General features: G+C 53.9%; 10 protein-coding genes. 2 read left to right on the forward strand and 8 right to left on the reverse strand.

Going from position 1 to position 16,033, the window contains the following annotated elements; translation table 11 throughout:
• Nucleotides 1-502: 502 nt before the first annotated feature.
• From BQ5462_RS08620 to BQ5462_RS08635, 4 genes are all read right to left on the reverse strand, one after another.
• The gene (locus BQ5462_RS08620) at nt 503-7,144 is read right to left on the reverse strand and encodes an ESPR-type extended signal peptide-containing protein (RefSeq protein ID WP_076978302.1); all 6,642 of its coding nucleotides are present in this window, start codon (nt 7,142-7,144) and stop codon (nt 503-505) included.
• Nucleotides 7,145-7,604: 460 nt separating this feature from the next.
• Nucleotides 7,605-8,996 (reverse strand): magnesium transporter, encoded by a 1,392-nt coding sequence (gene mgtE / locus BQ5462_RS08625; protein WP_071142925.1) that lies wholly within the window; start codon nt 8,994-8,996, stop codon nt 7,605-7,607.
• An 86-nt stretch (nt 8,997-9,082) separates the two neighbouring features.
• Nucleotides 9,083-9,415 carry a hypothetical protein gene (locus BQ5462_RS08630; protein ID WP_071142926.1) on the reverse strand — a complete coding sequence of 111 codons (333 nt, stop codon included), beginning with the start codon at nt 9,413-9,415 and terminating at the stop codon, nt 9,083-9,085.
• A gap of 51 nt (nt 9,416-9,466) precedes the next feature.
• On the reverse strand, nt 9,467-10,696 hold the full coding sequence (locus tag BQ5462_RS08635) for a class I SAM-dependent rRNA methyltransferase (protein WP_071142927.1): 1,230 nt from the start codon (nt 10,694-10,696) through the stop codon (nt 9,467-9,469).
• Between the two features lie 452 nt (nt 10,697-11,148).
• Between BQ5462_RS08635 and BQ5462_RS08640 the strand changes: the two genes are divergently transcribed.
• On the forward strand, nt 11,149-11,949 hold the full coding sequence (locus BQ5462_RS08640) for an MBL fold metallo-hydrolase (protein WP_071142928.1): 801 nt from the start codon (nt 11,149-11,151) through the stop codon (nt 11,947-11,949).
• A gap of 5 nt (nt 11,950-11,954) precedes the next feature.
• Nucleotides 11,955-12,635, forward strand: a complete 681-nt coding sequence (gene sfsA, locus BQ5462_RS08645) for a DNA/RNA nuclease SfsA (RefSeq protein ID WP_071143364.1) — start codon at nt 11,955-11,957, stop codon at nt 12,633-12,635.
• Between the two features lie 91 nt (nt 12,636-12,726).
• On the opposite strand, the gene BQ5462_RS08650 is transcribed toward sfsA, so the two are convergent.
• The 4 genes from BQ5462_RS08650 to rdgB all read right to left on the reverse strand — a co-directional run bounded on the left by BQ5462_RS08650 (nt 12,727) and on the right by rdgB (nt 16,027).
• On the reverse strand, nt 12,727-13,548 hold the full coding sequence (locus tag BQ5462_RS08650) for a MetQ/NlpA family ABC transporter substrate-binding protein (RefSeq protein WP_205407973.1): 822 nt from the start codon (nt 13,546-13,548) through the stop codon (nt 12,727-12,729).
• Between the two features lie 26 nt (nt 13,549-13,574).
• On the reverse strand, nt 13,575-14,825 hold the full coding sequence (locus BQ5462_RS08655; protein ID WP_083378121.1) for an NAD(P)-dependent malic enzyme: 1,251 nt from the start codon (nt 14,823-14,825) through the stop codon (nt 13,575-13,577).
• A 129-nt stretch (nt 14,826-14,954) separates the two neighbouring features.
• The gene (locus BQ5462_RS08660) at nt 14,955-15,455 is read right to left on the reverse strand and encodes a metallophosphoesterase (RefSeq protein ID WP_235819609.1); all 501 of its coding nucleotides are present in this window, start codon (nt 15,453-15,455) and stop codon (nt 14,955-14,957) included.
• Entirely contained in the window at nt 15,434-16,027 is a 594-nt protein-coding gene (gene rdgB, locus BQ5462_RS08665; RefSeq protein WP_071142931.1) for an RdgB/HAM1 family non-canonical purine NTP pyrophosphatase, read from the reverse strand. The genes BQ5462_RS08660 and rdgB overlap by 22 nt, the downstream gene beginning before the upstream one ends.
• Nucleotides 16,028-16,033: the final 6 nt, after the last annotated feature.

The raw sequence follows: 16,033 nt of genomic DNA on the forward strand, positions 1-16,033 counted from the left end.
GGATGTCCTAAGAGCATGGTCAATCGGAAAAAACCGGCAGGAAAATGACAAAAAAGTTCCTGAAATTTTAAGATTTTTCGGAACTGTAAAGACAGCCTTTGTTCTTTGTATATACCCTGGAAATTATGTTTACAAAGTATATCTATTTTTATTTTATTTTCATATTTTATTTACAGAACAATTTGTTTTTATAGTTTTCATCATTTATTCATGTAAATCATTTTGATTTAGTTCTGCCAGAAAATTGAAGGCAAAGAGAGAAAAATTTGGAAAATTTTGGAAGGTTTCGGTTTTTGTGAAAAGAGTTGCCGGCAATAAGACAGCAAAAAGCCCGATGCCGTTTGGCATCGGGCTTCCTGAGGCGGGCGGAATACCAATCCGCCCCTACGGCGGGTCGATAGCTTCGGGTCTCAACACACGGTGTGAAACCCCCTACCCGCAAAGCGGGTCCTTTCCCCCTTTCAGGGGGACACAAAGTTTACATCTATAGGCTGCGTTTCTCTTACCCATTCAGCTTGGCCAGGATGGCCTGCAGCTGTTTCTTCATTTCCTGGTTCTCTTTTTCCAGGGCGTCGATCCGTTTGTCCTTGGCTTCCTCGCTGGCCTTCAGATCCTGCACCGCATGGATCAGGGTTACCCGGTTCATGCCGGCGTACGGGGACGATTTGCCCAGCTTGAAGGCAATGCCGGCGTTGAAGCCAGGGTCTCCGTTACCCAGGGCCACACCGAAGTTGAACTGGGTCTTGCTGTCGGGCTGGTAGAAAGCACCCACAGCAGCGGCGTTGGCGTTATGGTAATGGCCATAGCCCATGGCGAAGCTCAGCTTGTCGTCCGGGTCGAATTCCAGCGGATGCAGGGCAGCCAGGGCATTGCTGCCGGCAGCCGCCCGGTTGATGTTGTTGTCCAACCGGCCGTAGGCGTTGTTCATATCCCGGTAGATCTGCTGGGTATTGGCGGCGGCCATGTTGTTCACATAACCCACGTTGGCGGCGGAGCTGGCGTCGTTGGTGTCGGTGACCACACCGGTGATCACCCGGCCGCTGCCGTTCTTGTCGCTGATGTCCACCTTGGTGGCCGTATCCTTGCTGCCGATCTTGATGGTGCTGCCGTCACTGTTCACCAGATCGCTGTTCCTCTTCACCTGGGTATCCAGATTCGTGATGTTCTGGGCTGTGGTGTTGTTCTGATTGATATAGGTGCCGCCGGAAGGACGGAGTTCGTTCCAGATGGTCCCGGCATTCACCGCATTGGTGGAACCTTTTTCGATCTTGGTATCATCCAGGTCGCTGATGGTCTTATTCGCAATGGTCACACCGCCGATGGTGGCGCTGTTGTTCACGGTCAGGGTATCGGTGGTCGCGCTCTTCGTGGTCACGCTGTTCAGAGAGATATCATCTTTCAGAGATACCTTATAATCCGTATGGCCATCGTTCTGCACATTTCCATTGACCTTGATATTACTGCCTTCGGAAACGGTGGAATGTTTTCCGGCTGCAGAAGCGGCCTGCTGTACGGCCCCATCCAGTTTGCCAATGGCACTGGTGATGCTGTCACCATCGCTCACATATTTGTTGGTGCCGCTGGTATTGCTCTTGCTGTAGTTCTGGTCGCCGATCTTGGTATTCATACTGGTATTCACGTTGTTGATGGCATCCACCACCGTAGTCGTTTTGCCACCAGCGTTCTTCACACCGTCAGCCAGCTTGGAAACATCGCCCATTTCGCTGGACTTGGCTACGTCGGTAATGATAACGGTACCTTTTGTATCGTTATTCTTATCAACAAGATTCATGGAAACCTGATTCTGATCATTTACTGCATAGGAACCAGCTGCTACATGGATATCGTTCTCCCCGGCCTGCTTGACAGCATCCTTCACAGCCGCGTCCACCTGGCTTTCGGTAGCAGCCTTCGTGGAGTTGGAGTAATCGTTGGCTTTGGAATCCCAGGTCGTATTGGTCAGGCCGGAAATTTCACCGTTCGTCCCGTCAATGGTGACCTGTTTGGTCTTGTCCGAACCAATGGTAATCTTGTCGCTCAGGCCGATGCCGTTGGAGTCCACCTTCAGATTGCTGTCGGAGGTCTTGATTTTGAGAGCCTTTGTTGTTTCATCAACAGTCAAGCCATCGCCTGTGTTGACAGCCAGTTTTCCGCTGTCGAATTTGAGGCCATCCCCTTGGTTGACGGAAATAACATTCTTCCCGGATGTACCATCCTTCTGAATAGTAATGCCATTGCCATTGGTGTAGCCGTTATCTACGCCCTGCTGTACCAGTGTCTGCACATCGCTGATGGAGGCTGCATTGTTAGCGCTCCCCTTAATGATCTTTCCATCTTTTGTCAGGTTCGAAGCCACATCTTTGATGCTGCCGCCGTTGAGGCTGATGTTCTTATCCGTCGTATCGAGAGTAATCTTAGCTCCTTTGTCATCGGTACTGCCGGAAATAGAGGTGATGCTGGTGAGGTCTTTGGCCAGCTGGATTTTCAGGCCGTCAGTGCTGCTGTTTACACCAATGTTTTTATCCGTCAGCTTCGTGCTGTCTGCGCCTCCGGTGATATTCAGCTGTTCATTCAGTTTCCTTGCGATAACCGTGCTGTCATCGCCTTTGAATTTCAGTCCATCATCGAGGGTTGCGAAGGTATGCTTACCGTTGCCATCCTTGTCCTGGTAAACGACACGAGTGATGCCATCCTTGCCGTCCACGCCGGCTGCGCCCTGTTCCGTCTTGATGTAGGTCATGGTGTAGCCGTCTTTGCCATTCTGACCAGCAATACCGATGGAGCCGTCTTTGCCATCCTTGCCATCTTTGCCGACAGTGATGTTATCCAGTCCGCCATGGAGGGCGTCGTAGACCGTCTTGCCAGTTACAAGCTGATTGGCATGTTCGTTAGTAGAATCAGCTACCGCACCGGTACCAATAGCTGCGCCCCAATTATCCAGATTTGTCTTCTGTGCTGTTGTATCAGTGATATGGGTACCGATATTGTCAGCAGCCACATTTGCCTTCAGCGCCAGCTTGTCATCCGTATTGCCAGCTTCTTTTTCAATCATGCTGTGGACGTCACCAATGTTGGCGGCATTGTTCTTATCTGTATCTGCATAGGTTCCGTCAGTTGCAGTAAGGCCGCTCTTAACATCAGTAATCTTACCGCTATTGACACTGATACTGCCATCGTCCTTCAGGTCAATCTTTGCACCAGTAGTAGTCTGGGCATCACCTTTGCCAGTTGTTGTCTGGTTGGCAATGGATGTAATGCCTGCAAGGTTCTTGGCCAGCTGGATTTTCAGGCCGTCAGTGCTGCTGTTTACACCGATGTTTTTATCCGTCAGCTTCGTGCTGTCTGCGCCTCCGGTGATATTCAGCTGTTCATTCAGTTTCCTTGCGATAACCGTGCTGTCATCGCCTTTGAATTTCAGTCCATCATCGAGGGTTGCGAAGGTATGCTTACCGTTGCCATCCTTGTCCTGGTAAACGACACGAGTGATGCCATCCTTGCCGTCCACGCCGGCTGCGCCCTGTTCCGTCTTGATGTAGGTAATGGAATAGCCGTCTTTGCCATTCTGACCAGCAATGCCTATGGAGCCGTCTTTACCGTTCTGACCGTCTTTGCCAACGGTGATGTTGTCTAAGCCGCCATGAAGAGCGTCATAGACCGTCTTGCCGGTAACCATCTGCTTCGAACCATCATCATCCTTGGTCACCGTGCCAGTACCAATGGCTGTCGCCCAAGCTTCTTTATTCTTCGTCTTATCAGTATCAGTAGCCGCTGTTGTCCCATCAGCTCCGTACTGCAGATTAGCACCAATATTGGAAGCATCGATGTTAGCCAGCTTCTTAATCTGGGCCACGTTAACAGCATCCGTATCGTTGGTGCCGGCTGCCACCCCGGTGATCTGGCGAGTATGGGTCCCATCGCCTACAGAAACCGCTGCCCAGGAGGATTTCCAGGCCTTGTCAGCCGATTCGCTGGCACCCTTCTTCAGAGGATCATAGCCTTCCACGTCTTTATTCGTAGAAGCCACAGACCCGCTGCCCAGGGCCACGCCGCCGTCAACGCTCACATCGGCATTGTGTCCGATGACTACGGCGCCGGAAGCGGCCAGTTCCTTGCTGGAATCGGCCGAGCCGATGACCACATTGTTGCTCTTATTACTCAGGGTATGGTTATCGCCAAAGACGATGTTCTTGCTGCCGCCTGTCAGGTTATTCTGGGCACCGATGATGTAATTGCTCGTACCGCCCGTAACAGTGTTATTAAAGCCTTCCACATAGTTCAGTTCCGTACTGGAAACCGTGTTGCCGAGGCCCACAACCTGGGTCTTGTAAGCACTGGTGATTTTGTTGCCGCCGCCGATGGCCATGACCTGCCCGCCGCTTTCCGGAACGGCCTGCTGCAGGGCTTCTTCCAGCGCTTCCGGCGTGCTGCCCTTCATGGTGCTGGTATCGATTTTTACATCCTTATAGGAATCGGTGATGGTGTTCCCGGCACCGATGATGATGGCGGCGTTGGAATTGGTGGTCATGTTGCCCTGGCCCACGATGCTGTTGGCCACGCCACTGAAAGTCTTACTTGTATCGGTATTCTGGTTCAGGTTCAGGGTACCCAGGGAAATAGAGGCTGCACCCTGCAACCCGGAACCTATAACGCCGGAATAGGAACCGACAACGGTCGAAGCAATGCCGGTAGTGCCGGTTTCATAGCCCGCAGCCAGGCCCGCCCAGGCGGAAGCACCATCGTTGTTTTCGTTGGTGCTGAACCCGGCAATCTGGGGCCCTTTGTGGACGGAGTAGTATTTGGTTTTTGCATTGCCAATCGCCGTATTCATCTGCCCTACGGTAGCGGCATCGTTGGCATTGGCCCCATCTTTCAGGTTCGTGATGGTGGTGCCACCTTCACCGGCCAGAGTGATCTTTGTATTGTCGACAACGGTCTTACCATTTTCCGTTTTGGTATCATACTTCACAGACCGGCTATTCACATCGGAAAGTGTATCCGTATTGGTCTTTACCTGTCTATCCAGATTCAGCAGATTCTGGCCAGTCGTGTTGTTTGCCGACACATAATTCAATTTCTTGCCAGTTTCTGCAACCGGCGCATCATAGTTGTACAGCGTCTTGCCCGTTACCAGCTGGTCGGAAGTAGAAGCATCCGTAGCAGCATCGGATGTGCCTGTAGTAAACGGTTCTGCACCAAGAGCCTTGCCCCAGTCATCTTTATTGGTTTTCTTCTGGTCATCTGTTGCATCGGCTTCTGTAATGGTTTCTCCATTATCACCGACGGTGTAGGTCTTCAAGTTATTGCCAATATTGGATGCGTCCGATTTGGTATACGGTTTCAGCTGTTCCATGACGACGACATCGTGGTCATCCTGGCCGTCGGCGACTTTGACAAGGCGGTTGTAGTAAGCGTCTTTATACTTCGTAGGAGTTACAGATTTCGGAGCTTTGGTATAATCATTAGCCGTTCCATCAGCATTGACCTGACCTTTGGGCAGTTTGTTCCATTCGATGGTATAGCCGGAGACATCGCCTGCATCATGGCCAAACGCAATCGTGCCTTCTTTATCAGTTGTGGCCTGATAGCCAACGGCTGTACCATTAGCTGTTGTGACAACGGACTGATTACCTGCCGCTAAGCCATTTAACGCTTCAGTACCGGTAGAACCACCAGCCAGACTAACTGAGTAGTTACCATTTACACTAGTGCTGTAACCATACATACCATTGCCGCCCGTTCCGCCGATGGCGGTTGAAGAAGTCCCCAATGCATAGTTGTATGCACCACCAAGAGCAACAGCCTGCTGACCATTGGCAACATTCATGATACCGCCTCCGGCTGTAGAAGCAATACCACCAGCCGTGTTATTACGTCCACCGAATACAGCAGACTGATTTCCTGCTGCATTATTGTTATCACCGCCGACGACTACAGACGTAGCGCCAGAAGCAACATTGTCCAATCCACCGACAACGACACTGCTCTTGCCGGATGCCAAGGCTTTACCAGCACCAACGACAACGGAATTTGCATCAGCAGCACCGTACTGTTTTGCAGAATCTCTGTCTTCAACCAGACCGCCGATAATCATGCCGTTAGCCTCGGCATCGTTGTACCCCGTGCCAAGATTGTGTTTCAGGCTGATGACATTTTTAGTTCCCTTTCCGGTTTTCGGGTCTTTTTCATCAGCAACGTTGATGCCCCAACCGGCATTGACGTTCAAATTATCAGCTTGTTTAATAGCGTCATTCATCTGACCAACGGTAACAACATCGGAGTTATCGGTACCTTTAGCGACATTGGTGATGCGACGCTTAAGAGTTCCATTACCTACGGAGACGTAAGAATCATTTTTATCTGTAGATGTAGCGTCTGAATAGGCACCGATGGCGATGTTCCCGTCTTTGGCTTTAGCGCTATAGCCTAAAGCAACGGAAGACCATGTGATTGACGGATTTAATTTGATCCCATAATTATCGTCTTGTACCGTACCGGAAGTTCCTTCATTTCCTTCGTAATCTACTACCTGGCTGGTTTCATGGGTATTTACAGCGACGGCATTGGAACCGATGGCAATGGAACCCCAGCCGGTGGCATTAGACTGGAAACCAACAGCTGTTACATAATTGTTGCTCATTCCGACAGGATTATTCTCTCTCCCGTCATTATATCTGTCGAGTTCCCCGATAAACACACTGCCTTTTGACTGTCCGGCATTGCGGTTCCCAATGGTAACCGTCTGCTCTCCTGCCTGTGCATACAAGCCCGCAGTGACAGCACCCGGTTCCTTTGCACCGCCGCCCTCATAGTTGGGTAATTTTTGCCAAGAGCGGTTATTGTTGATACTGCTTATTTTATATGGATACTTCTCCCACTGATTTGTTTTTTCATCAAAGTACCAGTAGTAACCATTGGCTCCTACATAGTCATTATTTTTCAGACTTTCAGTTCCGTCGGCCGCCTGCGCAACTGACGGCATCCCCGTCAAACAAAAAGACGTCAATGCAAGGAGGATGGCTGCTGCCAGGGCAGTTTTCCCCTTTACATTGACGCTGTGACATTTGCGCTGGTTCTTCGCCAGTTCGGAAACCACCACATAGCAGTTCCGCACCTTACTGTAGATGACTTTGTAGATTTTATTCATAAAAATTACCCCCTACAAGGTTTATAATACACTTCCACAATTTCAACCATACAGTATGTTGCAGGAGCAGAGTCAATTGTCAGAAAGTTAGGCTTGAAATCTTCAGAAAATTTTATACTTTATACTGTATCTTCCATGAAAAATTGTATTTTTTATGTCATTTCACGGATTTATTGTATATCATAGGCCATTGTAATTACACATATATTCATAACTATTTGTTTTATTTTATTTATATTACATAGAGTAGATAAAACTATATGTTTTATTTAAGATTCCATGAATGTTGTCAAAACATCCATATAGATAGATTGAATGGAAACAAAAGGGGATGTGAAAAAAATGATTTTCACATCCCCGTCACTAGTCTCTAGTCACTAGTCTCTAGCCGATGGAAGCCAGCTTACGCTGGCAAATTTAAGGCGCTGTGAATGATTTTTTCACAGCGCCTTTCGTTTCCTTATAACAGATACGGTAAAAACATCTTGGCCAGGCCCAGGAATACGAAGAACCCGCACACATCGGTGAAGGTGGTGATGAAAATGCTGGAGGCCACAGCCGGGTCGTAATTCATGGCTTTCAGGATCACCGGTACCAGGAAGCCCACCAATGCGGCAATCATCAGGTTCACGATCATGGCCACCAGGATGATGACGCCCAGGGCGATGTTGTGATTGATCCATACGATCACCGCACCGGCAATGAGCCCGTTCACCAAACCGTTGATGAACCCTACGGCAATGCCGCGGGCAATCCGCACTCCGTTGCCGTGGAGCTTGATGTCGCCCAGGGCGATGCCCCGGACCACCACGGCCAGGGTCTGGGTACCGGCATTGCCCCCCATCCCGGCCACGATGGGCATGGCGGCGGCCAAGGCCACCACCTGGCTGATGGTGTCCTCGAACAGGGAGACCACGGATGATGCCAAAAAGGCCGTCACCAGGTTGATGAGCAGCCAGGGAAGCCGCAGCCGCACGCTTTCCATCACGGTGCTGTCCACGTCTTCTTCCTTGCTGACACCACCCATTTTCAACATATCTTCGGTGTTTTCTTCTTCGATGACATCGATGATATCGTCAACGGTGATGATCCCCAGCATGCCCTTCCGCTTGTTCACAACGGGGATGGCATGGAGGTCGTATTTGGAAACCAGCCGGGCCACGTCTTCCTGGTCGGACTCAGGCTCAACGGAGATCACGTTGTCCTCCATGATATCCTGCAGGGTATCATAGTTCTTGGCCACCAGCAGTTCCCGCAGGGAAACGGTGCCCACCAGCTGTTTCTTGTCGTTCAGTACGTATAATATGTTGATTTCTTCTGTCTTGGGAGCGATTTCCTTCACTTTTTCCAGTGCCTGGCTCACCGTAAGGCTGGCCCGCATGGAAATGTATTCGGTGGTCATGATACCACCGGCGGTGCTCTCCCCATACCCCAGCAGGTTCCGGATGACCTCCTGGTCGCTGGTCTTCATGAGCTTGACCAGCTCTTTCCGCCGGTTGGCAGGCATGTCGCCCAGGATATCGACGATATCATCCTTGGACATGTGCTGGAAGATGTTCAAAATCTTGTTCAGATCGAACAGCTTCATGATCCGCACCTGGAGCTCGTCGTCGGCCTGTTCGATGATTTCGGCCATCTGCTGGTCGGTCAAAAGGCTGGCCAGGAACAGGATCTCGCTGTCGCTGGCTTCTTCCAGTGCATAGGCGATATCGATGGGATGGGCGTCCTCCATCAGTCGGCGGACGGCTTTCTCATCCTTGCATTTCAGGGCGGAAATCAGTTCGTTCTCTACCCGTTCTTCCAGTTCTTCCTGTTTTTCCTCTACGGAATGGTTCTCTTTCTGTTCATCCATTCGGATCTCTCCCCTCGCCCGCCTTCCCCTGAGGCGGTGTCTGACGGATGTACGGCCGCCCTCTGGATCGGCCGCACTCCGGATACTTATTTGCGAGTCAGCGCCACATCATCGGATGAGAGCCATCCGACGGCGCCGTCAAAACGGATGCACAGATTGTAGACTTTGCCTTCCTCCATATTGCGGGTCTGGTTGATGGGCACGAAAATGGTCCCTTTGGGATAGAACCCCAGGGTCAGGCTGTCTTTGTTGGGTTCGGCATAGAAGGCCGCCCCGTTTCGGGTGGTCATCATGATGATCTTGGACTGCTGGAACCGTTCTTCCGTGGATTGGGCTGCGGCCAGCTGAGGCACCAGGGCCGCTCCGCCCAGGCCCACCAGAGAACACAGGGCCAGCACCATACGCATTTTCTTGAACATGGAACACCTCTCAATCCCCAGGAGGCGATGAACCGGGCAGGACCGGTTTTCTTACACCACCTGGAAAATATAGAATTTCAGATAATCCGTTTCCGGTACATTGTACAGGATGGGATGATCGGGGGCCTGCTGCCGGGCTTCCACCTGGCGCAGGGAAACGGCGGCATCCCGGGCCGCCTCGTGGAGCATCTGCACAAACAGCTCGCTTTTCATGAAGTGGCTGCAGGAGCAGGTGGCCAGATAGCCGCCCCGGGGCAGCAGTTTCATGGCTTTCAGGTTGATTTCCTTATAGCCCCGGAAGGCACTTTTCACCGTGTGGCTGCTTTTGGTGAAGGCCGGCGGATCCAGGATGATGAAGTCGAAGGGATGCTGTTTCTTTTCCTCCAGGTCCGTCAGGTAGTCGAACACATTGGCTTCCACGGTCTGGATCTTGTCTTCATATCCGTTCAGGGCGAAATTGTCCCGGGCCCGTTTCAGGGCCTCTCCGGAAATATCCACGGCCGTGACGCTGGCCGCACCGCCTCTGGCTGCATTCATGGCAAAGGGGCCGGTGTGGGTGAAGCAATCCAGCACATGTTTGCCGGCACAGATCCGGGACACCGCCAGCCGGTTGTACTTCTGGTCCAGGAAAAAGCCGGTCTTCTGGCCGTTCACCACGTCCACATGGTAGCGCAGGCCGTTTTCGGTGATGACGGGCATCAGGTCGGCCTCCGTCAGGGTGCTGCCGGGAACGGCCGCGATGCCCTTGCCTTCGGTCATGCCCTCCAGTTCCCGGATCTTCACATCGTTGCGCTCGTAGATGCCCTTCACGTCCTCGCCCATTTCCCGCAGGATCTTCAGGAGCAGGGTGAACAGCAGCTCTTTGCGCTGTTCGATGCCCAGGCTGAGCACCTGGGCTACCAGCACGTCCTGGAACCGGTCCACGGTAAGGCCCGGAAAGCCGTCGGCCTCGCCAAAGATCAGGCGGCAGGCCTTGAAATCGTCGCCGGGCATGACGGTTTTGCGGTACTCAATGGCGTACCGCAGCCGCCGTTCGAAGAAGGCCTGGTCGAACTTGTCGTTGGCGTTCCAGGAAATCAGGCGCACCCGGATCTTGGAGTTGTCGTTATAGAAACCCGTACCGATGTACTTGCCCTTTTTTTCGCTGACCACGTCCACCAGGGCTCCGTTTTCCACCGGCCCGGCCACGTCCAGCACTTCGTCCGCAAACACCCAGGGGTGGCCGCCCCGGGCCATCCGCTCCCCTTTTCGGGTGATGGTGATTTTCGTAAATTCCCGCATTTCGTTCTCCTATCTATCCAAGGCCAGCCAGCTGGCCAAATTCACGTATATATTATTGTACCATATGGAACGGATGAAGGGAACAGAAAATGACAGGGGTTGGTGGGGAGGGGGGTAGTGAAGATTTGTGTCCCCCTGAAAGGGGGAAAGGGCCCGCTTGCGGGTAGGGGGTTCGCACACCTCTCTACCTTTTAAAGTCGATGTTACCCGTACTGTCGATGTATGAACCCATCCACCATCCATTCGGATGGTCCCCCTTCCCTTCCAGGGAAGGACAAAAGCTTTGTGTCCCCCTGAAAGGGGGAAAGGACCCGCTTGCGGGTAGGGGGTTCGCACACCTCTCTACCTTTTAAAGTCGATGTTACTCGTACTGTCGATGTAAGAACCCATTGCTTTTCTAAATTCTTCCAATACGCTATACTATAACCAATCGTACGATTGGAGGAAACTGCATGGAAATTTTATTTTTGGGTACAGGGCATGCCATTTCTACCCGCTGTTACAACACGTGCTATGTGCTGCGCCAGAACGAAAGGTACCTGCTGGTGGACGGAGGCGGCGGAAACGGCATCCTGCGCCAGCTGCAGCGGGCCCGGCTTCCCTGGCAGAAGATCAAGGACATCTTCGTCACCCACCGCCATATGGACCATGTGCTGGGCATCTTCTGGCTGATCCGCATGATTGTAAAGGCCATGCGCCGGGGCACGTACACCGGGGAGGCCCGGATCTACGGCCACGATGAGATGATCCACCTGCTGCGCACCACAGCCCCCCTGCTCCTGGACCCGGTGGACCTGCCCTTTCTGGACACCCGGCTCCACTTCATCCAGGTGGAGGACGGGGAAACCCGGAAGATCCGGGGCTGGGATGTGACCTTCTTCGACATCCACTCCACGAAGGCCAAACAGTTCGGCTACACCCTGGAAAGCCACGGCCACAAGCTGGGCTGCTGCGGGGATGAACCGATGAACGACGCCAATTTTACCCGCCTCAGCGGCAGCGAATGGCTGCTCCACGAGGCGTTCTGCCTGTACCGGGACCGGGAGCGCTACCGCCCGTACGAAAAGCACCACTCCACGGTGAAGGAAGCCTGCGAAAACGGAGAACGGCTGCAGGTACCCAACCTGGTGCTGTACCATACGGAGGACAACCACCTGGCCCAGCGCAAAGCCCTGTACACGGAAGAGGGCAAGGCCTACTACGGCGGCAACCTGTTCGTGCCCGACGACCTGGAAACGTTGAAGCTGTGGTGATGGCCATGGAATATCCGAACATTGTAGAAGGAACATTCATCTCCCGCCCCAACCGGTTCATTGCCCAGGTGGAAATCGGCGGCCGGGAAGAAACGTGCCACGTGAAGAATACGGGCCGCTGCAGAGAGCTGCTGGTGCCGGGCTGTACGGTATACCTGGTGCACAGCGACAATCCGGCCCGGAAAACGGCCTACGACCTGGTGACGGTACAAAAGGGAGAGCGGCTCATCAACATGGATTCCCAGGCCCCGAACAAGGTGGTGCAGGAGTGGCTGGAACAGGGCGGCCTGCCCGGGGTGACCCTGGTGCGGCCGGAGACGAAGTATGACCAGTCCCGGTTCGACTTTTACTTCGAACAGGGCCCGCGGAAGGCGTTCATGGAAGTGAAGGGCGTAACCCTGGAGGAAGACGGCGTGGTCCGGTTCCCGGACGCCCCCACTGCCCGGGGCAGCAAGCATCTCCACGAACTGGTGAAGGCCCATCAGGAAGGGTACGATGTATACCTGTTCCTGGTGGTCCAGATGGCGGACGTGGACCATTTCGAACCCAACTGGCGCACGGATCCGGATTTTGGCCAGGCTTTGCTGGAAGCGGAGGCCGGCGGGGTCAAAATCTTGTGTTACGACTGCGACGTAACACCACAAACGTTAAAAATAGGCAAAAAAGTAGCGGTCCGATTGAAATGATCGGACCGCTGTTTCGTTACCCTCCGGGAGACCTGGGAACGGACGTCCCTTATGGGCCGTCCCTACGCAGGGTTCGGAGTTTCTCTGACTTTTAGAATGCCGGGATGATGGCGCCTTTGTATTTGTCTTCGATGAATTTCTTCACTTCGGGGCTCTGCAGGGCTTTCATCAGCTTCTGGATTTCCGGCCGCTGTTCGTCGCCCTTACGGACGGCTACGATGTTGGCGTAGGGGGAATCCTTGGCTTCGATGAACAGGGCATCCTTCGTGGGATTCAGCTTGGCTTCCATGGCAAAGTTGGAATTGATCACGGCGATGTCCACATCATCCAGGGTACGGGGCAGCATGGCTGCTTCGGCTTCGGTGATCTGCAGGTTTCTGGGGTTGTCTACGATGTCGTTGGCCGTAGCCAGGACCCCCACCCCTTCCTTCAGTTTGATCAGGCCGGCTTTTTCCAGGATGGCCAGGGCACGGCCACCGTTGGTGGGATCGTTGGGGATGGCCACTTTGGCGCCGTCCTTCAGTTCCTTCAGGTCTTTGATCTTTTTGGAGTATACGCCCATGGGTTCGATGTGCACAGCCCCCATGGAGACCAGGGACAGGTTCCGGTCTTTGCAGAACTTATCCAGGTAGGGTTTGTGCTGGAAGAAGTTGGCGTCGATTTCCTTGTCGCTGAGGCTCAGGTTGGGTTTCACGTAATCGGTGAATTCCACTACCTGCAGATCCACCCCTTCTTTGGCCAGCAGGGGTTTGATCTGGTTCAAAATTTCTGCGTGAGGCACCGGAGAAGCCCCCACTTTCAGCACCACTTTCTTGTCTCCTCCGCTGGATTTGGAATCTGTAGAACTGCCGCAGCCGGCAGCCAGTCCCGTCAGTGCCAGCAGTCCGGCCAGCACCAGAGCCAGTTTTTTCATTTTCATCCTCTATTCCTCCCTTTGCATTAGTGATTCCAGTTTCTTTCTACCCGTTCGGCCGCCTCTTTGCGGATGTCTTCGGGATCCCGTTTGACCCGGGCGATGCCCTGTTCCATGGCCACTTTGGCTACGGCAGCGGCAATGGCCGGAACGATGCGGCGGTCGAAGGCGCCGGGCACCACATAGTCTTCTTTCAGTTCGTCCTCGCTGATCAGGCCGGCAATGGCTTTCACAGCGGCCACCTTCATCTCTTCCGTGATGGCGGAGGCACGGACAGCCAGCGCACCCCGGAAGATCCCCGGGAACACGCATACATTGTTCACCTGGTTGGGGGCATCGCTGCGGCCCGTACCGGCCACGGCAGCGCCGGCAGCTTTGGCTTCCTCATAGGTGGTTTCCGGCACCGGATTGGCCAGGGCGAACACGATGGGATCCTTGCCCATGCTCTGGATGATCTCCCGGGTGAACAGCCGGGGAGCGGAAACGCCCAGCAGCACATCGGCCCCTTTCACGGCCCCCTTCAGGTCGCCGGTATAGTGACGCTGGTTGGTGCAACCGGCCAGATAGGCCGTGGCCATGTCCATATCGCCGGGCCGACCTTCATACACAGCGCCGTGTACATCGATCATGGTCAGGTCCTTCACACCCAGTTTCACCAGCAGTTTGCCGATGGCGGAACCGGCAGCGCCGCAGCCGTTCACCACCACTTTGACCTTGTCGATGTCCTTCTTCACATAGCGCAGGGCCCCTACGATGGCGGCGCAGGCGATGATGGCCGTACCATGCTGGTCATCATGGAACACCGGAATCTTACACCGTTTGATCAGTTCGGCTTCGATTTCATAGCATTTGGGGGAAGAGATGTCCTCCAGGTTGATGCCGCCGAAGGAAGGCTGGAGTTTTTCCACGATATTCACGAATTCTTTGGGGTCCTTGGTGTCGATGCAGATGGGCACAGCATCCACGTCCCCGAATTTCTTGTACAGCACGGCCTTGCCTTCCATAACGGGCATGGCGGCTTCCGGTCCGATGTCCCCCAGGCCCAGCACACGGGTCCCGTCGCTGATGACGGCCACCATGTTGCCCCGGCAGGTGTATTCAAAAGACAGGTCATGGTTCTCTTTGATCTTGCGGCAGGGTTCAGCTACACCGGGGGTGTAGGCAATGGACAGATCATGTCCATTTTCCAGAGGCACCTTGCAGCGGACTTCCAGTTTGCCATGGTTTTTGGCATGCATTTCCAGTGATTCACGATTCAGTTCTTCTGTATTGGCCAATTCAAATTCCTCCTCTTACAAATAAACCCCTCCACCAGCCATTCGGCTGGTCCCCCTCCCCTTTCAGGGAAGGACAAAGCATTGTGTCCCCCTGGAAGGGGGAAAGGGCCCGCTTGCGGGTAGAGGGTTTTACTCCCTCACTTCGATGACTTCGAACTTCGGCTTTTTGCCTTTTTCCAGGGTCAGGATCCCGAAACTGGGCACCCCGTTCCTGGGACGGCTGGGACTGCCGGGATTCACCAGCAGGATGCCGTCTTCTTCCACGCAGACAGGCACGTGGATGTGGCCGAAGATCACCACATCGGCCTGCTTTTCCTCTCCAAAATAGAACAGCCGGCTCCAGTCATTGTACCGCACGTACCGATGGCCGTGGGTCATGGCCAGGGTAACGCCCAGCTGCTTCGTCACCAGTTCGGCGGGAGCCCGGTCGGTATAGCTGTCGCAGTTGCCGCAGACAGCGTACACCGGGATGCCGGTCTTCTCTTCGATGTAGGGGGCGTCCTGGCTGTAATCCCCGGCGTGGAGCCACAGGTCCACTTCCCCGGCCTGGTCCAGTACCTGGCGCAGGGCATGGAGATCGCCGTGGGTGTCGCTGACCACCCCGATCCTCATTTGTTCATCTTTTTCCATTGGTTCACCAGCTTGCGAATGGCCTTGGCCCGATGGCTGATGCCATTCTTTTCTTCCATGGTGGCCTCTCCCAGAGGTTTGTGCAGCTCCGTGGACCAGAACAGCGGATCGTAGCCGAAGCCGTTGGTGCCATGGGGTTCGTGCAGCAGGATGCCGTCACAGATCCCCGCGCTTTCCAGCAGGATCTTCCCTTCCGGGTTGGCCACGGCCAGGGCGCAGAAGAACCGGCAATTGCGGCGCACCTGCAGCTTCATATTGGCCAGGAGCAGATTGTTGTTTTCTTCATCGGTGGCATCCTCACCGGCATACCGGGCAGAACGCACACCGGGAGCCCCTTTCAGGCTCAGCACTTCCAGGCCGGAATCGTCGGCCAGGCAGACCTTCCCCAGGGCCCTGGCATAGTACCGGGCCTTCAGGCGGGCGTTGGCCGCAAAGGTGCGGCCCGTTTCCTCGGGTTCGGGCACCGGGGGATAATCGCTGAGGCAGGTAAAGGTGATGCCGAGTTCATCCATCAGTGATTTGAACTCCTCTACTTTACCCAAATTATGGGTTGCGATTACAACTTCCAACATCCAATT

Origin of the sequence: Acidaminococcus timonensis (assembly GCF_900106585.1) — a bacterium.
Lineage (GTDB): Bacteria > Bacillota > Negativicutes > Acidaminococcales > Acidaminococcaceae > Acidaminococcus > Acidaminococcus timonensis.